The organism is Bradyrhizobium sp. IC3195 (assembly GCF_020193585.1).
GTDB classification, from domain to species: domain Bacteria; phylum Pseudomonadota; class Alphaproteobacteria; order Rhizobiales; family Xanthobacteraceae; genus Bradyrhizobium; species Bradyrhizobium yuanmingense.
Genome location: NZ_JADYVG010000022.1, coordinates 66,006 through 83,985, shown reverse-complemented (window position 1 = coordinate 83,985; position 17,980 = coordinate 66,006). Strand labels below are relative to the sequence as shown.

Annotated in this window: 15 protein-coding genes; 2 read left to right on the top strand and 13 right to left on the bottom strand. The window is 64.6% G+C overall.

Annotated features, from left to right (window positions below; translation table 11 throughout):
• Positions 1 to 167: 167 nt before the first annotated feature.
• The 12 genes from I6F09_RS30385 to I6F09_RS30330 all read right to left on the bottom strand — a co-directional run bounded on the left by I6F09_RS30385 (position 168) and on the right by I6F09_RS30330 (position 13,509).
• A complete protein-coding gene (locus I6F09_RS30385; protein ID WP_225189725.1) occupies positions 168 to 2,492 on the bottom strand; it encodes a mechanosensitive ion channel domain-containing protein in 2,325 nt (774 codons plus the stop codon).
• 768 nt (positions 2,493 to 3,260) lie between these two features.
• Positions 3,261 to 4,298 (bottom strand): patatin-like phospholipase family protein, encoded by a 1,038-nt coding sequence (locus I6F09_RS30380; protein WP_225189724.1) that lies wholly within the window; start codon positions 4,296 to 4,298, stop codon positions 3,261 to 3,263.
• Entirely contained in the window at positions 4,295 to 5,224 is a 930-nt protein-coding gene (locus I6F09_RS30375; protein ID WP_057026362.1) for a polyphosphate kinase 2 family protein, read from the bottom strand. Before I6F09_RS30375 ends, I6F09_RS30380 begins: the two co-directional genes overlap by 4 nt.
• Entirely contained in the window at positions 5,184 to 6,203 is a 1,020-nt protein-coding gene (locus I6F09_RS30370) for a branched-chain amino acid ABC transporter permease (RefSeq protein WP_225189723.1), read from the bottom strand. Before I6F09_RS30370 ends, I6F09_RS30375 begins: the two co-directional genes overlap by 41 nt.
• Positions 6,200 to 7,081 carry a branched-chain amino acid ABC transporter permease gene (locus tag I6F09_RS30365; RefSeq protein WP_036025021.1) on the bottom strand — a complete coding sequence of 294 codons (882 nt, stop codon included), beginning with the start codon at positions 7,079 to 7,081 and terminating at the stop codon, positions 6,200 to 6,202. Before I6F09_RS30365 ends, I6F09_RS30370 begins: the two co-directional genes overlap by 4 nt.
• Before the next feature lie 5 nt (positions 7,082 to 7,086).
• Positions 7,087 to 7,791, bottom strand: a complete 705-nt coding sequence (locus tag I6F09_RS30360) for an ABC transporter ATP-binding protein (RefSeq protein ID WP_036025019.1) — start codon at positions 7,789 to 7,791, stop codon at positions 7,087 to 7,089.
• A gap of 3 nt (positions 7,792 to 7,794) precedes the next feature.
• On the bottom strand, positions 7,795 to 8,562 hold the full coding sequence (locus tag I6F09_RS30355; RefSeq protein ID WP_036037489.1) for an ABC transporter ATP-binding protein: 768 nt from the start codon (positions 8,560 to 8,562) through the stop codon (positions 7,795 to 7,797).
• A gap of 12 nt (positions 8,563 to 8,574) precedes the next feature.
• Positions 8,575 to 9,897 (bottom strand): ABC transporter substrate-binding protein, encoded by a 1,323-nt coding sequence (locus I6F09_RS30350; protein ID WP_225127739.1) that lies wholly within the window; start codon positions 9,895 to 9,897, stop codon positions 8,575 to 8,577.
• A 93-nt stretch (positions 9,898 to 9,990) separates the two neighbouring features.
• On the bottom strand, positions 9,991 to 10,695 hold the full coding sequence (locus I6F09_RS30345; protein ID WP_036006647.1) for a hypothetical protein: 705 nt from the start codon (positions 10,693 to 10,695) through the stop codon (positions 9,991 to 9,993).
• Positions 10,696 to 10,725: 30 nt separating this feature from the next.
• Complete coding sequence (locus tag I6F09_RS30340) at positions 10,726 to 11,751, bottom strand: ABC transporter substrate-binding protein (RefSeq protein WP_036006644.1); 1,026 nt, start codon at positions 11,749 to 11,751, stop codon at positions 10,726 to 10,728.
• A 151-nt stretch (positions 11,752 to 11,902) separates the two neighbouring features.
• Positions 11,903 to 12,691 (bottom strand): ABC transporter permease, encoded by a 789-nt coding sequence (locus I6F09_RS30335; protein ID WP_036006641.1) that lies wholly within the window; start codon positions 12,689 to 12,691, stop codon positions 11,903 to 11,905.
• A complete protein-coding gene (locus I6F09_RS30330) occupies positions 12,691 to 13,509 on the bottom strand; it encodes an ABC transporter ATP-binding protein (protein WP_225189722.1) in 819 nt (272 codons plus the stop codon). The genes I6F09_RS30335 and I6F09_RS30330 overlap by 1 nt, the downstream gene beginning before the upstream one ends.
• Before the next feature lie 279 nt (positions 13,510 to 13,788).
• Here I6F09_RS30330 and I6F09_RS30325 point away from each other — a divergent pair, with 279 nt between their 5' ends.
• Together I6F09_RS30325 and I6F09_RS30320 are read left to right on the top strand one after the other, a co-directional pair.
• Positions 13,789 to 14,571, top strand: a complete 783-nt coding sequence (locus I6F09_RS30325) for an ABC transporter ATP-binding protein (protein WP_225189721.1) — start codon at positions 13,789 to 13,791, stop codon at positions 14,569 to 14,571.
• Entirely contained in the window at positions 14,568 to 16,124 is a 1,557-nt protein-coding gene (locus I6F09_RS30320; RefSeq protein WP_225189720.1) for an ABC transporter permease/substrate-binding protein, read from the top strand. The genes I6F09_RS30325 and I6F09_RS30320 overlap by 4 nt, the downstream gene beginning before the upstream one ends.
• 70 nt (positions 16,125 to 16,194) lie before the next feature.
• On the opposite strand, the gene I6F09_RS30315 is transcribed toward I6F09_RS30320, so the two are convergent.
• Complete coding sequence (locus I6F09_RS30315; RefSeq protein ID WP_225189719.1) at positions 16,195 to 17,907, bottom strand: sulfatase-like hydrolase/transferase; 1,713 nt, start codon at positions 17,905 to 17,907, stop codon at positions 16,195 to 16,197.
• Between the last annotated feature and the right edge of the window lie 73 nt (positions 17,908 to 17,980).

Sequence of the window (17,980 nt, the reverse complement as noted above, 5' to 3'; positions counted from 1 at the left end):
TCGGCCAGCGTTCAATCGAGATCAAGGAGACTCCGGCCGCGATCGTGATCTCGCACCGCAGCAGATTTTGCAAACGCCTGGCACTTGCGCGCGAAAAGGTTTAACGCGCCAACCGGGGCGCGCGTTGGCGGAGCCGCAAATAAAGGCAGGCCGGAATTTGGGACTGCTTATCCCGCCGCCCGCCGGGGCGTCAGATTGGCAGCGCTGTCCGCCGGCGGCGCGATGTGCATCAGGATGGTCTGCACCGGCGATGCGACCTCGATCCCGTTCTGCTGGAAGCGCAGCTTCATGCGGCGGTTGAATTCGCGCTGGACCGGCCAGCGGCCGGCCTCGGTGCAGCGGATCTGCCCGACGATCGACACCATCGCGCCATCGACTTTGTCGACGCCCCACAGCTCGAGGTCGCCGCGGATGAGCGCGCGGAAGTCCGCTTCACGGCGCATCTCATCGACGATGTCCTTGAGGATCTGGCCGGCGCGGTCGGTGTCTTCCTTGTAGGCGACGTTGACGCTGACCGAAGCGTTGCCGGCGCCGCGGCTGGCATTGGTGATGGTCGTGACTGCGCTGAACGGCACGATGTGCACGGCGCCGTCGCCCGCGCGCAGACGGATGGTGCGGATCGAGACGTTCTCGACGACGCCCGACAACCCCGACACGCTGACGCTGTCGCCGACCTGCACCGTATTCTCCAGCAGCAGGAACAGGCCGGTGATGAGATCCTGCACCAGCTTCTGCGAGCCGAAGCCGATCGCAATGCCGACGATGCCGGCGCCCGCCAGCAGCGGCGCGACGTTGACGCCGATCTCGCTGAGCGCGGTGAGGCCGACGATTGTCGCGATCAGGCAGAGCAGCGCTGTGCGCAGCATCGGCTGGAAGGTGCGCAACCGCGCGGCGCGGGCATAGTGCCCGTCCCGCGACAGCGTATTGATCTGGCGGTCTAGGAGCGCATTGCTGGCTTCCCAGATCGCCGCGGCGATGAGCACGGCAAGGCCAATGGTCACCACGGCCGAGATCAGCCGGCTGCCGATCTGGCCGCCATAGAACCAGACGATCGCGTCCACGCCCCAGACCTCGAGCACCGCCACGAAACCGATGAAGGCGATCACGCCGGATACGATCCTGCGGAGCAGCGGCAGATAGCGGTTGGCACGGATCTCGAGGCCGGGAAAGCGCTGGAGGATCTCCGGCTTGATGCGGAAACCGCGATCGATCAGGCTCAGCGTCAGCATGATGACGACACGTGCGACCAGCGCCACTGCGATGGTGCCGACGAAATATTGCAGCAGCAGCGAATAGCCGTTGCGGATGTTGAGCGCCCACACCGCCCAGAGCGCGAGGTCGAGCGCGATGGCAAGATAGTGCCAGCCGCCGGCGACGCGGTTGCGCAAACGAGCCGCGATCCCCTGCCGCTCGGCCGGGGCGCGGATGGCATCGGCGACCTGGCGGCGGCATTGCAGGACGATGACGGCGATGAAGAGGTGCACGACCAGCATCACCATGCGCAGCAGCGCGGCGTAGCCGGCGCGGTGCAGGCCGAGCAGCAGCGCCACATTGGCAAAGGCGATGCCGGAGACGCCGACGCCGACGATGCGGCGTGCCCAGATCTCGACATAGGCGGCGGTCTCCGCGCGCACCGGAAACAAGCCGAACGGCCCCGCCAGCGCCCGGACCAGGCAGATGAGCCCGCGCGAGAACGCATAGGCGTTGACGACGGCGAGGATCACGAGGCGGACGGTTGTCGGTTCTCCAATCTCCGTCCCGAGCAGCGCGGTGGCGACGCCGACGAAGACGAGCACGGGAAGCAGCTCGAGCACGAAACGCCCGAGCACGAAGGGCAGGCGCAGCATGATCTGCCAGACCCGCGCAAGGCTGTGGCGTCGCTCCTGCATTTCAGGTGCAGGCGTAACGTCGGCGACTGACGATGGCGGATCGGCAAGCGGCAACGCGGGTGCCGGCAGGCGCGCGGTTTGCGGCACGCGTCCCTCCAGGAACGCGACCGGCCGGCGGATCAGGCGGAAGATCACCCATTCGGCCAAGAGGGCGCAGCCGAGCACCAGCGCCAGCTTCCAGGCGATCTCGATCAGAAGATTGTAAGCCGCGGGATCGTTCGCGGTGCGCACGATCCAGTAGTAGAACGCCGGAAAATGCGTGAGCGTCCGCGCGATGCCGGCGATCTCACGCGAGATTTCGCCGATCTCCTCGGAGACCGTCAGCATGAGCTGCGCACCGAGGCCGTCGGCCGAAAGCGGGATCGGCGAATTCGGCTGCGGCGCGGCCTGTTGCGAACCAGACGCGTTGGCGATTGCACGGAGCGTATCGATCATCTGCGCGCGCTTCTTGTCGTCCTGAAGCGTGTCCAACGCACGCTTCGCCTCGTCAGGCGATAGCGCCGCGGCACCGTTCGCGGACGGCGCATCGGCGCGGGCGCAGGAGAGAGAAGAGATTGCAAGGAAAAGAGCGGCGAGAAGCGCCGGGACAAGCTTTTGCGACACGCAGATTCCCTGGAAAAGTGAATGTGCTCGCAGGTAGCGTGGCCGTCACCGCCGAAGCACATCCGTCATGTCGGATCGGCGCTATTCGCCCCCAGCCTGTGTCGGAAGTTGGCCTTTGGGACGACATTCTCTTGGCATTTGCCGCAATGCAGGATCGGGAGCTGATGTCTCCGTCAGTGCGCGCAAAGACCCGTTTGCGGATCAACCAGCAGGATTGAGACGAGCGGGGTGTCAAAAAAAATTGGTGCGGCGGCCTTCACGGCCATCCGACACGATCAAAATACAGCGCCGGGAAGGTAGGGGCTTTGCCTCACTGATGCAGCCCGCTAAACCTTGTCCCGGCGTGCCGTTCGCGGTTTCCGCCGCTATGCGATAGTCCGAACGAGCTCCATCGCAATTAACGCGGCTGGATTTGCGGAGGTGGTGTCATAGACCTCCCCTTGCTCATGAGGTGGACGTTGCGCGTCGCTTGTTTGCGACCATGGGCATGGTCCCCCTGCGACACAAAACTGTCAAGCGGGATCAATGATCTGACGATCACATTTGACGATCCGAGTTCCGCTGTGCAAATCGCTTCCGCGCGAGGTGAGGGATTTCCGAAGACGGCCGGCATGGTGACATCATGCACCTGTTTTGCCCGACGATGCAAACGAATTTCGTGAAATCCGCATCGCGAATGATGAGAGCCGATAAGCCATTGATTCCGCTATGCCCGGCTACTGTGCATGGGGTTGTTTTCACACTTTTGCTCGATGGCCACCCGGCCATTTAGAGAAACATCTCCGCGAGGTCGACCGTCGAGGCCTTTCCGATCTGGTGGAAGTTTCGCGCCAGCCAGTTGCGCGCCGCCGCGCGGCCCTCATCGCGCAGGCGGCACAACAGGCTCCATTCGGGGTGGAACTGCGTGGCCGTGCCGAGCTGCGACATCAGCGCGTCGTTGCCGATCCAATGCATGTACATGCGGCTGTGCTTGTTGCTGTCGAGCTCGCCGTCGTCGATCAGGCGGGTGGCGAAGGCGATCGCGCGCATCTCGCGCATCAAGGACGAATTGAAGCTGATCTCGTTGATGCGGTGGAGGACATCGGCGGCACTGGCCGGCAGCTCGTCGCGCCGGATCGCCGTCACCTGCACGATGACGACGTCGTGACTGCCCTTGCGGTAGATTAACGGATAGATCGCGGGATTGCCGAGATAGCCGCCGTCCCAGTAATGCTCGCCGTCGATCTCGACGGCCTGGAAATAGGGCGGCAGGCAGGCCGACGCGAGCACGGTGTCCGCCGTCAGCAGCGGGCTCTGAAACACCTTGATCTTGCCGGTGCGGACGTTGGTGGCGTTGAGAAACAGCTGCGGCGCCTCCGGCGAGGAATTGAGCCGGTCGAAATCGATCACGCGCTGCAGCAGCGCGCGGAGCGGATTGAACTGAAAGGGATTGAGCAGGTTCGGCGGCAGCGTGTGCGTCAGCGTGTGGATGAAGGCGTGGACCGGATGATATTCCGGCGGCAGCTTCAGGGCCTGGATCCACTGGTTCAGCGGCGACATCAGATCGTACGCCATGTCCATGCGCGACACTTCGTACCAGAATGCGTGCAGGCTCTCCCGCGCGGCCTCCGCGCCTCCGTGCGCCATGCCCGAGGCCATCGCCACCGCATTCATCGCGCCGGCACTGGTCGCGCTGATCGCCTCGATCGCGAGCCTGCCGTCCTCGAGCACCTGGTCGAGCACGCCCCACACGAAGGCGCCGTGCGCACCGCCGCCCTGGAGCGCGAAGTTGACGTTCTTGCAGTTCGTGGTCCCGCCGGCTGTCACTTTGCTTGCCTCTTGCCTCCCGTGCCTTCTTTCTCCAGCGCCTTGCGCACCTGCTTGAACTCCTCCAGCGAGGCCTTGTCGGCACGGGGGAAGCGCAGGTCGAGCTTTTCCAGCTCGGCATTGATCACCGAGCCGATCACGACGCGGGCGAACCATTTGTGGTCGGCGGGCACGACATACCAGGGCGCATGGGACGTCGCCGTGTGCCGGACGATGTCCTGGTAGACCGCCTGGTAGCGCGGCCACAGCGCGCGCTCCCTGATGTCGTCCATGGAGAACTTCCACTGCTTGGCCGGATCGTCCAGCCGCGCGAGGAAACGCTCGCGCTGCTCTTCCTTGGACAGGTTGAGAAAGAACTTCAGCACCACGGTGCCGTTGCGGCAGAGATAGCGCTCGAAGGCGGAGATGTCCTCGAACCGCTCCTTCCAGATGTTCTTGGTGACGAGCTTCGGCGGCAGCTTCTGCTTGGCGAGAATCTCGGGATGCACGCGCGTCACCAGGCATTCCTCGTAATGCGAGCGGTTGAAGATGCCGATATGGCCGCGCTCGGGCAGCGCGACCGCATGACGCCAGAGGAAGTCGTGGTCGAGCTCCTTGCTGCTCGGCGCCTTGAAGGCCGTGACCTCGCAGCCCTGCGGATTGATGCCCTCGAAGATCGCCTTGATCGCAGAATCCTTGCCGCCGGCGTCCATCGCCTGGAATACGATCAGGAGCGACCAGCGGTCCTGCGCGTAGAGCTTCTCCTGAAACGCGATCAGCCGCTTCTTGTTGGCATCGAGGATCGCCTGCGCCTTCTCCTTGTCGAGATCGCCCTTCTCGTCGGTCTTGTGGTCCTTGAGGTGAAACTTGCCCGAGCCATCGTAGCGAAACGGCGTGATGTAGCGGTCAAGCTCCTGGGCGAGCGACTGGGACGGCTTTTTGCTCATGAGCGCGGGGCACCTTGCGTTGCAACTTCAATCGGTCGAGCAAGCTACCAAGGATGCCCTTGGGAAGGAATATGATGAAAAGCACGAGCAGCACGCCGTAGACGAGATTGTCCCAGCCGACCGCCTTGGTGCCGAAACCGATGCGCAGCATTTCCGCCAGCAAGATGGTGATGATGGCGCCGACGGTCGGACCGAGCGAGACGAACAGCCCGCCGACGATCGCGGCGAACACCATCTGCAGCGAGACCGCGATGCCGCTGACCGTGTCGGGCGTGATGAACATCTGGTACTGGCAGTAGATCGCGCCCGCCAGCGCCGTCATCAGCGCGCTGAGCAGCGTGATCTTCAGCTTCTCGGCGGTGACGTCGACGCCGGCCGCGGCGGCGGCATCCTCGTCCTCGGAGATCGCCTCCAGCGCATAACGCGCCATGCTGCGGTCGACCCAGTGCCAGACCACGATGCCGAACAGCCAGACCGCAAGCGCGATCAGGTACCAGGTGGTCTTGTCGTCGAATTGCAGCGCCAGCAGCCTGTTGCCGGACGCGCGGTTCGGGGTATAGCCGAGCGAGCCGCCGGTATAGTCGCGCGTCGCGGTGATGACCTGGAGCACGATGCCTGACAGCGCCAGCGTCACCAGCACGAAATAATGCCCGGTGATACGAAAGCGAAAGCAGGGGTAGCCGACGATCATCGCCAGCGCGCCGGCCGCCGCCATGCTGATGGGAATGCCGATCCAGGGCGACAACCCTGCGTGATTCCACAACAGCGCCGTAACGTAAGCGCCGATCCCCATGAAGCCGCCATGGCCGAGCGAGACGAGGCCGAACCTCCCCATCATCGACCAGGACGTATAGGCGAACGACCAGATCAGGATCAGCACCAGGATGTGCAGATGATAGGGATCGCGATAGACGAAGGGCAGCGCGACCAGCGCCGCCAGCCCCACGCCCCATGCAGCAAGCCGCCCCTGCCCCATCATCGGCGCCTCGCAAGCAGGCCCGCGGGCCGGATGAACATCATGACGATGAAGAACGCGAAGGCCAGCACATAGCCCCATTCGAGGTCGGAGAACAGGCCCCCGAGCGAGATGATCTCGGCGAACACGAAGGCGGCGATGAAGCCGCCGATGAAATTGCCGAGGCCGCCGAGCACGCAGATCAGGAAGGTGATTGGCCCGAAGGACAGACCGACGAAGGGATGCACGTCGTATTGCAGCACCAAGAGGCAGGCGGCGAGGCCGGCGAGCGCGCCGCCGAGCGCCGACGTGATCAAGTAGATCCGCTTGGTGTCGACGCCCATCAGCGCCATGATCTGGCGGTCCTGTGAGATGGCGCGGATCGCAGTGCCGGTGAAGGTGCGCGTCATGAACAGATAGACCGCGACCATGCCGACCAGCGCGGCGGCGAACGAAAGCAGTCGTGCGTAGCTGAAATTCATGTCGCCGAAGGCGAGCACCGGCAGGCGGATGCCGAGATTTCGGAAGTCGATGCCGAAGGCAACGGTGGCAAAGCTCTGCAGCACGAACAGCACCCCGCCGGTCGCGAGCAGCTGATTGATCGGTGGCGCGGTCAGCAGCGGCGCAATGACGAGGTAGTGCAGCGCCGCACCAAGCACGGCGACCAGCATGATAGTGAGCGGGGCAGCGACGAAATAGCTGACGCCGTAATACTGCACCATGAAATACATGCCGTACATGCCGATCATGACGAGCTCGGCGTAGCAGATCCAGGTCACGTCGATGACGCCGAAGATCAGGTTGAGCCCGAGCGCGAGCAGCGCCAGCACGCCGCCGAGCAGGATGCCGTTGATGACGGCCTCCAGCAGGTAGATGTCGAATACGTCCAGGAACGCCTGCATGCCCCTCACACCCCGAGATAAGCTTCCTTGACCGTGTCGCTCGCCAGCATCTCGGCCGAGGTGCCGGACGCGCGGATCGTGCCCGCCTCGATCAGATAGGCGCGATCGACCACCTTCAGCACCTGCTGCACGTTCTGCTCGACGATCAGCACCGTCAGCCCGCTGGCGCGGATCCGCTTCACCAACTCGAACACCTGCTGCACCACCACCGGCGCGAGCCCCGCCGAGGGTTCGTCGAGCAGCAACAGTTTCGGATTGGACATCATCGCGCGGCCGATGGCGCACATCTGCTGCTCGCCGCCGGACATGGTTCCGGCCATCTGGTGACGGCGTTCCTTCAGGCGGGGGAACAGGTCGAACACCACCTCCAGCCGCTCGGCGTAGTGGTCCCGCGCCTCCTTCATGAAGGCGCCCATCTTGAGATTGTCGTCGACCGTGAGCTGCGGAAACAGCCGCCGGTTCTCCGGCACATGCGCAATGCCGAGGCTGACGATCTTGTGCGACGGTGTCGCGACGAGGTCGACGCCCTCCATCCTGATCGATCCGCGCGAGGGACGGATCAGGCCGGAGATGACGCGCATCAGGGTGGTCTTGCCGGCGCCGTTGGGGCCGATGACGCCGACGGCTTCGCCGGCCTTCACGTCGAGGTTGACGTCGAACAACGCCTGGAAGGTGCCATAGCCAGCATTGAGGCCGCGAAGCTCCAGCATCACCTAGCCCCCTGCGCGGCGGCGCGCTTCGGCGGCCGCGGCCTGCGTGGTCTCGGCGTCGGTGCCGAGATAGACCTCGATGACGCGCGGATCGCCCGCGACCGCGCTCGGCAGGCCTTCCGAGATCTTCTCGCCGTGATCGAGCACCATGACGCGGTCGACCACGCGCATCAGGACGCCCATGATGTGCTCGACCCAGATGATGGTGATGCCGAGCTCGTCGCGGATGTTGCGCAGCATGTCCGCAGCCTGGTCCATCTCGGCCTCGTCGAGACCGCCGAGGCTCTCGTCGGCGAGCAATAGCTTTGGCGCGGTGGCGAGCGCCTTCGCCAGCTCCAGCTTCTTCAGCCCCGCTGCGCCGAGCCCATCGACACTAGCATGGCGATCGGTCGGCAGGCCGACCATCGCCAGCGACCGCTCGGCCGCCTCCTCCGCCTTGGCGCGGCTGTGGCGGCCCTGGCCGTAGAAGCCGGCAAGCGCGACGTTCTCGAAAATGCTGAGGCGGCGGAACGGCCGCGGGATCTGGAAGGTCCGCCCGATGCCGCTGTTGATGATCCGGTGCGGCGCAAGACCCGCAATCTCGTGCCCGGCGAACAGGATCGATCCGGAGGTCGGCGCCAGCGTGCCGGACAGCATGTTGAAGATCGTGCTCTTGCCCGAGCCGTTGGGGCCGATCAGGCCGAGGATCTCGCCCTGATCGACCCGGAACGAGACGTTGTTCACGGCGGTGAAGCCGCCAAACCGCTTCACCAATCCGCTGACTTCCAACACCGCAGAACCCCGCTATTGATTGCTGTAGGTGGTGCCCTTGGGCAGCGGCAGCACGGCCTCGCGCTGCGCCTGGCTCTTGGGCCACACCACATAGGACTTGTCGTCGACGTATTGGATCACGACCGGGAACGAGCGCTCGTTCTGGCCGGCCATTGGCGAACCCTCGCCGTGGAATTTGACGCCGAAGCCGAGCATGGTGCCGCCTTCGGGTATGTCGGTGTCCAGTGCTGCCTTGCGCAGGGAGTCGGGATCTACGCCGCCATACTTCTTGATCGCTCGCGGCAGCACGTCGTTCAGGAACAAATAGGTGTTGGACGCAGCCATGCCGACATGGGCCGAACGGATGGCGACACCCGGCTTGCGCTTGTCGAACTCCTCGCCGACCGCCTTGATGATCGGCGGCAGCTTCGGATCCATGCTCTTCTGGTTGGCGAGCCAGATCGAGATCGGATCGGTGTTGAAGACATAGTTTACGTCGGCGCCCAGGCCTTCCTTCAGCTTCTCATAGACCCCGTAGCCGGCGCCATGTCCTACCAGTGCGCCGAACTTCAGCCCCTGTTCGCGGGCTTGCCGGAGCAATAAGGTGATGTCGGGATTATAGCCGGTATGGAACACCACATCCGGCTTGGCCCGCTTCAGCTTGGTGACCAACGCAGACAGATCCGGGGCCGTCGCCGAATAGCCCTCTCTGAGCACGATGTTGAAACCGGCCTTCTTGGCACCGGCCTCGTTGCCTTTGGCAACGTCGACGCCGTAGGCGCCGTCCTCGTGGATGATGGCGACCCGCAGGTCCTTCGGGTCCTTGCCCAGCTTTTCCTTCGCGTTCTGCGCGATGAAGTCCATCGTCATCATGCCGAACTGGTCGCCGGAGGCCTGCGGTCGAAACACGTATTTGTAGTTCTTGTTCTCCAGCACCGCCGACGAAATGCATGTCGTGATCCACATGAACTTCTTCAGCTGCTCGACCCGCGCGGCCACTGGCACGCATTGCGCCGAGGAGAAGAAGCCGAGCAGCATGTCGACCTTTTCCTGCTCGATCAAACGGATCGCTTCATTGATGGCGATATCCGGCTTGCTCTGAGCATCGGCATAGATCGCCTCGATCTTGTAGCCTTCGACGTCTTTCGTGCTGTACTGATCCAGCATGATCCTCGCGCCGGTGTACTGAAGCTCCGAACCGCCGCCGGCGAGCGGGCCAGTCAGATCGTAGATGACGCCGATCTTGAGCTTTTTCTCTTGAGCCTTGTCTTGGGCCGCGGCAGACACCGCCAAGCCCGTCGCTGATATCGCGACCAACAGCCCACGTACCAAGCGGGCAGCCATGCGCAGGCGCATTAAAACCTCCCTGGACGATTTGTGCATTGCATTCTTGGTGCAATTCTTCGGCCCATCACATGGGCTGCGCGCGGCGATGTCAAGCCTCGCGCATCAGCGCGCTGCGAACTGCTGCTCGACGAAGGCCGTGACAAATCGCGGCATGGACGGCCTGAGATCGCTGGTCCCGCGCACGAGATGAATGGCGGACAGCTCCGGCTCGATCTCGCGCGCAAGGTTGGCTTCGATCCTGGCGCGGGCCGCATCGCCCGGCATGTCCAGGTTGATGACCTGCAACATTGCGATCGTGGGGCCGGTAACCACGCAATGCCAGCCGGGCTGGATCCGATAATCGGCCGCGGTCAGGCCGGTCTCCTCGCCGAGCTCGCGGACGACGCTGCCGGGGATGTCGAGCGCGCCGTCCCTGACGTCGTCGAGATCAGGCGTTCCCGAGGGGAAATAGATGCGGCCCGCATTGGCGGTGTGGGGCGCCATCTCGCCCATGATGAAGGTGCCGTCGGAGGCGCGCAACGCGCCCATGCCAAAGCCGTTGAACACGGCCTTGTCGGGAAAGCCCCAGTCGCGCCAGGCGAGAAAGCTTGCGAAATCGGTCTCGAAATAGGTCGCCCTCAGGTAACCGTCGCTGAACACAGCGTCGCGCCCGAGCAGGATGCGGCCGTTCCAGATCTTCGGCCGCTCGCGCTGCTTCTCGGCGAAATGCGCCGCGATCTCGGCGCGGCGCTCCTCGGCGAACGGCCAGACGATCGGCCGCACGGCAAGATCGAGCGTCGCGACGCGATGAATGACCGGAGACTTCATGACGGGTCGGTTACCACGCCTTCGCGTCGGCTATTTGACGCTCCCGGTGGTCTTCTTGGCCTGCTCGACGAATTTGTTGGTGAAGGTCTTGCTGACGTCGATCTTGGCGTTCGCCACCTCGGGCGAGCCGACGCTGAACACTGCAAGCACGGCGTCGGCACCCTTCGGGTCCATCTTGCCGGTCTCGGAATACATCGGGATCGTATTCTTCAGTGCGGCAAGATAGAGATCCTTGTTCTTGCCGACGGTCTGCTCGGGCATCTTCGCCATGATCTCCTCCGGCGTATGCGAATGGATCCAGGCGAGCGTGGCGAGGATCGCATTGGTGAGCGCCTGCGCCTCCTTCTCATGGCCGTTGATCCAGGCCACGGTCGAATACAGCGCGCCGCCCGGATATTCGCCGCCGAACGTCTCCAGCGTATCCTTCTGGGTACGGGTGTCCGAGAGGATACGCAGATCCTTGTGGCTGCCCTGCAGCACGGTCACGGACGGATCGAGCATCACTGCCGCGTCGATCTGGCCCTGCTCCATTGCGGCCACCGCAGTGGCGCCGAGGCCCACCCCGATCACGGCGACGCTGGTGGGATCGAGCCCGTTCTTCTTGAGCATGTATTTCAGGAAGAAGTCGGTGGAGGAGCCGGGCGCACTGACGCCGACCTTCTTGCCGGCGAGATCCTTGACCGACTTGATGTCGTTGGTGCGCGAGGGCGCGACCACCAGGACGAGGCCGGGATAGCGGTCATAGACCACGAAGGATTGCAGCTCCTGCTTCTTGGCGGCGAGATTGACGCAATGGTCGAAATAGCCGGAGACCACGTCGGCGCTGCCGCCGAGCACGGCTTTGAGCGCATCCGAGCCGCCCTTGAGGTCGACGAGCTCGACACTGACGCCGGCCTTCTCGTATTCGCCGAGCTGCTTGGCCAATACCGTCGGCAGATAGCACAGGCAGGAGCCGCCGCCGACCGCGATGGTGACCTTGCTTTGCGCCGCGGCAAGCGAGGTGGTGAGCGTCAGCGCGAGCAGTGCGCCGGCGAGCCTGGCAATCGTGTTCTTCATTGGTTTCCTCCGTTCGGCCGCCGGCACCATAGAGCAGCGGGCCTGGCTTGAGAAGCTCCGCCTGAGCGGGCTGGCCATCAGCCCCTCGGCGCAATAGCGGTGCCCAACACACGTCCGCGATCGCATCGACGCGATCAAATAGACCTGCTTCCTACCCCCGCCCGTCCGACGCGGCCGGCCGCCACACCAGGAGGCGCCGCTCCACCAAGGTGACGCCGAAATCGATCAGGATGACGAAGGCCGACAGCACGAACATGCCGGCGAACACGCCGGCGACATCGAAGATGCCCTCGGCCTGCTGGATCAGATAGCCGAGCCCGGCCGCCGATCCCAGATATTCGCCGACCACCGCGCCGACCACGGCGAAGCCGACGGAGGTATGAAGCGACGAGAACATCCACGACAGCGCCGACGGCCAATAGACATGCTGCATCAGCTGCCGCTCGCTCATGCCGAGCATGCGGCCGTTGTCGAGCACGGTCCGGCTGACCTCCTTGACGCCCTGATAGACGTTGAAGAAGACAATGAAGAACACCAGGGTGACGCCGAGCGCGACCTTGGACCAGATGCCGAGCCCGAGCCACAGCGCGAAGATCGGCGCCAGCACGACACGCGGCAGGGCGTTGACCATCTTCACATAGGGGTCGAACACCGCGGCGACCAGCGGCTGGCGCGCGAACCAGAAGCCGACCAGGACGCCGCCAAGCGATCCGATCACGAAGGCGAGGATCGATTCCGCGAGCGTGATGCCGAGGTGCTTCCAGATCACGCCGGAGGCGAACCATTTCACGATCTGGCTGAACACGTCCAGCGGGTTGGAAAAGAAGAACGGCGGCAGCAGGATCTTGCCGAACACGGGAACGGTCGACAGCACCTGCCACAGCACCAGGCCGACGACAGCGACCAGGATCTGCAGCGCAAACAGCGTCGTGCGCGACATCAGACCACCTCCGCCGCCTGAGTGGACTGTGCGTACCCCTTCATCACCTCGTCCTTCAGCACGCTCCAGATCTCGCGATGGAGCGCATGGAATTCCTTGTCGAGGCGCACCTCGAAGATGTCGCGCGGGCGGGCCAGGCCGACGCGCCAGTCACCGATGATGCGCGAGGACGGCCCCGCCGACATGATCACGACGCGGTCGGCGAGCGCGATGGCTTCTTCGAGATCGTGGGTGACGAACAGCACGGCCTTGCGGTCGGCACTCCACAGATCGAGCAGCAGATTGCCCATGACCTGGCGCGTCTGCGCATCGAGCGGCCCGAACGGCTCATCCATCAACAGGATCTTCGGATCGCGGATCAGCACCTGCGCCAGCGCCACGCGCTTGCGCTGGCCGCCCGAGAGCATGTGCGGATAGCGGTTCGCGAAGGCGCCGAGGCCGACTGCGGTCAGCCATTTCTGCGCCTGCGCCAAGGCCGCCGTGCGCGGCGTGCCCTTGACCTCGAGTCCGATCGCGACATTGTCGAGCGCAGTCTTCCAGGGGAACAGCGCATCAGCCTGGAACAAATAGCCGGCATCCCGATTCAGCCCCGCCAATGGCTGGTCGAAAATCCTGACGCTGCCCGCGGCGGGCTTGAGCAGGCCCGCCGCGACGTTGAGCAGCGTCGATTTTCCGCACCCTGTGGGCCCGACAATGGCGACAAACTCGCCCTGTGCCACCGCGAGATGGGCCTTCTCCACCGCCGTATAGACCCGGCCGTCCCCCAGCCGGAACGCAACCTTGGCATCTTCCAGCGCCACTGCCGTGGGCGTCGTCATGTGCTTCCTCCAACTCAGGCCGATGCCTTAGCCGCTCGTGCGGCCAAGTTCAATCAAGCCGCCAAGCGTGCTACGCATGGGGACTTGCCGTGCTCTCACCCTCCCCTGGAGGGGGAGGGTCGGTGCGCATGAAGCGAAGCGGAATGCGAACCGGGGTGGGGTGGACGGTTTCTCCGCGTCGAATACTGCCCGCGTCGACAGATCACCCCACCCCGCTCGCGCTGCGCGCGATCGACCCTCCCCCTCGGGGAGGGTAAGAGAAAAGAGAGCTCTCCCACGATGTCTTCCAAGCTGGCGATCAGCTACCAGCACGTCACCAAGCGCTTCGGCTCCCTTGCAGCCGTCGATAACGTGTCGCTCGACATCGCCGAGGGTGAGTTTGTGGCCGTCGTCGGCGGCTCGGGCTCGGGCAAGACCACGCTGCTGCGGCTCGCCAACCGGCTGATCGAGGCCGATAGCGGCACCATCACCGTCGAAGGCGAGGACGTGCGGAATGTCGATCCGGTCGCGCTTCGGCGCCGGGTCGGCTACGTCTTCCAGAGCGGCGGGCTGTTTCCGCATCTGAGTGTCGCCTACAATATCGGCATCACGCCGAAGCTGCTCGGGGAGCCGGAAGCTGCCGTTGCAGGGCGCGTCGACGAGCTGCTGGAGCTGGTGCAGCTCGACCGCGCATCGCATCGCGACCGGCTGCCCGAGGCGCTCTCCGGCGGCGAGCGCCAGCGCGTCGGTGTGGCGCGGGCGCTCGCGGCAAGACCCCGCATCGTGCTGATGGACGAGCCGTTCGGGGCACTCGATCCCCTCACCCGCGATGCGCTCGGTGACGATTATCGCGCGCTGCACCGCAAGCTCGGCCTGACCACCGTGATGATCACCCATGACATGACCGAGGCGCTCCTGCTCGCCGACCGCATCGCGGTGATGCGCGGCGGACGATTGCTCGCACAGGGTACGGCTGCGGAGCTATCGAGCAGCAGCGACGATTACGTGCTCGAGCTGTTGCGTACCCCGCGGCGCCAGGTCGAGCGGCTGAATGCGTTGCTGCCGATGGGCGGTGCGGCATGAGCCTCTTCACCGATCCGCGCTGGGGCGAGGCGCTGTCGCATCTGCCGGACTACCTCGGCAACCATGTGCGGGTGAGCCTCGCCGCCCTCGCGCTTGGCCTCGCCGTGAGCCTGCCGCTGGCGATCCTGACGCGCAACCGTCCGGCGCCACGCGGCATCCTGCTCGCGTTGGCCAGCATCGTGCAGACCGTACCCGGGCTGGCGCTGCTCGCGCTGTTCTATCCGCTGCTGCTGCTGGCTGCTTCCGTCACGCTGGCCTGGTTCGGCGTATCTTTCTCCGCGTTCGGCTTCCTGCCGGCGATGCTGGCACTGGCGCTCTATTCGATGCTGCCGGTGCTGCGCAACGGCATCACCGGCCTCAACGGCATCGATCCCGCGCTGATCGAGGCTGCCGAGGGCGTCGGCATGACCGCGCGGCAATCGCTGCTGATCGTCGAGCTGCCGCTCGCGCTACCGGTGATGATGGCCGGCATCCGCACCGCGGCGGTGTGGGTGATCGGCACCGCGACGCTGTCGACTCCGATCGGGCAGACCAGTCTCGGCAATTACATCTTTGCCGGCCTCCAGACCCAGAACTGGGTCTTCGTGCTGTTCGGCTGCGTGGCTTCCGCTCTCCTCGCGCTCGCAGTCGACCAGTTGCTTGGGCTGATCGAGAGCGGCCTGCGCCGCCGCAGCCGTGTGCGCAGCGGTCTCGGGGCGCTCGGAATCGCGGCCCTGGTTGCAGCAACGCTGGTGCCGACCATGGGGCGCTCGTCGTCAGGCTATATGGTTGGCGCCAAGACCTTCGCCGAGCAATATGTCCTGTCGGCATTGATGAGGGACCGCCTCGAGGCGGCGGGCCTCTCGGCGGCCGCACGCTCCGGCCTCGGCTCCAGTGTGATCTTCGGGGCGCTGAAGGCCGGCGACATCGATCTCTATGTCGACTATTCCGGCACGCTCTGGGCCAACCAGCTGCATCGCACCGACATCAAGCCGCGCGCAGAACTGGTGGCGGAATTGAAGACGGCGCTCGCCAAGGACGACATCACCCTGCTCGGCGAGCTCGGCTTCGAGAACGCCTATGCGCTGGTGATGCCAAGACGACGCGCCGATGCGCTCGGCATCCGAACCGTCGCCGATCTCGCCGCACATTCGGCCACGCTGTCGATTGCCGGCGACTACGAGTTCTTCTCGCGGCCCGAATGGGCTGCCCTGCAAAAGGCCTATGGGCTGCAGTTCCGCGCCCAGCGCCAGATGCAGCCGGACTTCATGTATGCGGCCGTTGCCAGCGGCGAGGTCGACGTCATCGCTGGCTACACCAGCGACGGCCTGATCGCCAAATACGAGCTCACAGCGCTCGACGATCCCAAACACGCGATCCCGCCCTACGACGCGATCCTGCTGCTCGCGCCGAAGCGCGCCGGAGACGAGCGACTGCAGGCGGCGCTCAAGCCATTGCTCGGCAAGATCGACATCGCCACCATGCGCGAGGCGAACCTGCGCGCCAGCGGCAATGATGCGAATTCATCGCCCGATGCTGTGGCGAAGTGGTTGTGGGAGAAGATCAAACAGTAGGTCCGCCGCCGCTTGATGAGCACCTCAGGGGTGACGGTCGAAGAGTTGCGTCCGCGATCCAAGCGAGAGGCTACAGCCCCCGGATCATCCCCGCGTCGATCAGCAGCCGGTTCAGCCGCCGCGCCTCGGCGCCATCCTTGCAGCCGTAAAAGATGCCTTTGCAGCGGAGCATGATCTCCTTCTGCTCGGCAAAGGACGGGTCGAGCGGGATGCCGGCGGCTTCCTGAACCACCAGCGGCAGATAGGGACCATCGATCGTGTCCATCACGGCCTGGCTTCCAACCGGCTCGAAATTGATGGCGTCGATGGCGTAATAGGTCGCGTAGAGGCGCGCATCGTAGGCGTCGAGCTTCTTGCCGATCGCGCCCTCGTCGAGCCCGGGCTCCAGGATAGCAGCCGCAAACTCCGGCTGATGATCGCCGTAGCGAACGATCAGGAATGGCTCGCCGGGAAAGGTCCTCTTCAAACCGGCAACGAACGCCTTGTACTGTTCGGCGCTCATAGTCTGGCGGCGCAGATATTCATCGATGGACGGCACATTGCCCGGCGCGCGCCAATTCGGCAGCAGATCGGGACGGAAGCGGGTCTCCCAGGGGAAGTGGTTGGCACCGAGATAGATGAAGGCGAACAGCGGCTTGTTCGGCGGCTGCTGGCCGATCAGCTGAAGCGCCTTGTCGTAGAAGAAGCTGTCGGGCTCGACACCCTTGGCGCCCAGATCCTTGGAATCGAGGAAGCGCTCGATTCCCGTCGTCATCTGGAAGCTGCGCGCGCCCATGAAGCCGCCATGGGCGGGATAGAGCGACAGCGTGTCATAGCCGCAGCGGCGCAGCGCCAGCGGCAGGCCGCGCTCGACCCGGTTCGAGGCGATGCGCGTGACGAAATAGGCGAAGCGGCCGAATGAACGCGAGGAAAGCCCTGCGAGCACGTTATACTCGGTGAACCAGCTCGGCCCGCCATTGCTCTCGGCGAGGAACGTGCGCTGCTTGCCGTCCCACGATTTGAAATAGTCGCCATAGCGCGGCGGCACCTTGATGCCCTGGGCGGCGCGGATGTCGAAGCTCGATTCATCATGGATCATGATGATGTTGGGCCGGCGGCCAGCCGGGTGGCAGGCATCGACCAGCGGCATGTTGAGCCGCTCGCCGGTCGAAGCAGACGCCTCCATGAAGCCGTATTGCGCAAAATCGGAGACGGCCGTGACGCCCGAGCGGAAGAATTTCGAGAGATAGCCGTCGTCGTAATAGCCGCGCCAGGCCTCGTCCGGGTGATAGAGCGAATAGCAGACCAGGGCGGCAAGGCAGGCGAGCTTGCAGGCGAGCGCCGGCAGGCGGCGGATGCGGAACGGATCGAGCCACCACAGCGCATACATCAGCGGCAGCGTGACCAGACCGGCCAGGATCACCGACCAGCGTAAGTTCGGGAAGATCGTGAACAGGAACGCGACGGAGTCGCGGTCGATCATCATCAGGTCGATGAAGTTGACCGTCATCTGCACGACGTCGTGCTTGAGCCGCGACAGCAGCACCAGCACGACCAGCATGGTCAGCGACAGCGCACCCGACAGCGCGGGGCGACGCAGCAGCGTGATCCAGAAGAAGTTGAGGATGCCCCAGGCCAGCGCGAAGGACAGGCGCGAGCCGAAATCGGTCTCGGTCTCGTACATCAGGGCGAGTGCCGCCAGATGCGGCGCTGCAACCGCGAGCAGCCGCCAGATGCCGAGCGCGGCGACGCTCGCCAGCACGGCCGTCGTGGCAGAAGGACCTGGATTGGGCGCGGACGCCATCGACGACACGCAACTTCTGGTCCGGCGCGGTGATGCCAAGCCTGGCTGGCCGACCCAAAAACAGCCAGGGCGT

What these genes read in the sequence shown, in the direction of transcription:
- I6F09_RS30375 (WP_057026362.1), bottom strand. Translation starts at nt 5,224, where the DNA reads ATGAGCAAAAAGCCGTCCCAGTCGCTCGCCCAGGAGCTTGACCGCTAC.
- I6F09_RS30370 (WP_225189723.1), bottom strand. Translation starts at nt 6,203, where the DNA reads ATGATGGGGCAGGGGCGGCTTGCTGCATGGGGCGTGGGGCTGGCGGCG.
- I6F09_RS30365 (WP_036025021.1), bottom strand. Translation starts at nt 7,081, where the DNA reads ATGCAGGCGTTCCTGGACGTATTCGACATCTACCTGCTGGAGGCCGTC.
- I6F09_RS30360 (WP_036025019.1), bottom strand. Translation starts at nt 7,791, where the DNA reads ATGCTGGAGCTTCGCGGCCTCAATGCTGGCTATGGCACCTTCCAGGCG.
- I6F09_RS30350 (WP_225127739.1), bottom strand. Translation starts at nt 9,897, where the DNA reads ATGCGCCTGCGCATGGCTGCCCGCTTGGTACGTGGGCTGTTGGTCGCG.
- I6F09_RS30345 (WP_036006647.1), bottom strand. Translation starts at nt 10,695, where the DNA reads ATGAAGTCTCCGGTCATTCATCGCGTCGCGACGCTCGATCTTGCCGTG.
- I6F09_RS30340 (WP_036006644.1), bottom strand. Translation starts at nt 11,751, where the DNA reads ATGAAGAACACGATTGCCAGGCTCGCCGGCGCACTGCTCGCGCTGACG.
- I6F09_RS30335 (WP_036006641.1), bottom strand. Translation starts at nt 12,691, where the DNA reads ATGTCGCGCACGACGCTGTTTGCGCTGCAGATCCTGGTCGCTGTCGTC.
- I6F09_RS30330 (WP_225189722.1), bottom strand. Translation starts at nt 13,509, where the DNA reads ATGACGACGCCCACGGCAGTGGCGCTGGAAGATGCCAAGGTTGCGTTC.
- I6F09_RS30325 (WP_225189721.1), top strand. Translation starts at nt 13,789, where the DNA reads ATGTCTTCCAAGCTGGCGATCAGCTACCAGCACGTCACCAAGCGCTTC.
- I6F09_RS30320 (WP_225189720.1), top strand. Translation starts at nt 14,568, where the DNA reads ATGAGCCTCTTCACCGATCCGCGCTGGGGCGAGGCGCTGTCGCATCTG.
- I6F09_RS30315 (WP_225189719.1), bottom strand. Translation starts at nt 17,907, where the DNA reads ATGGCGTCCGCGCCCAATCCAGGTCCTTCTGCCACGACGGCCGTGCTG.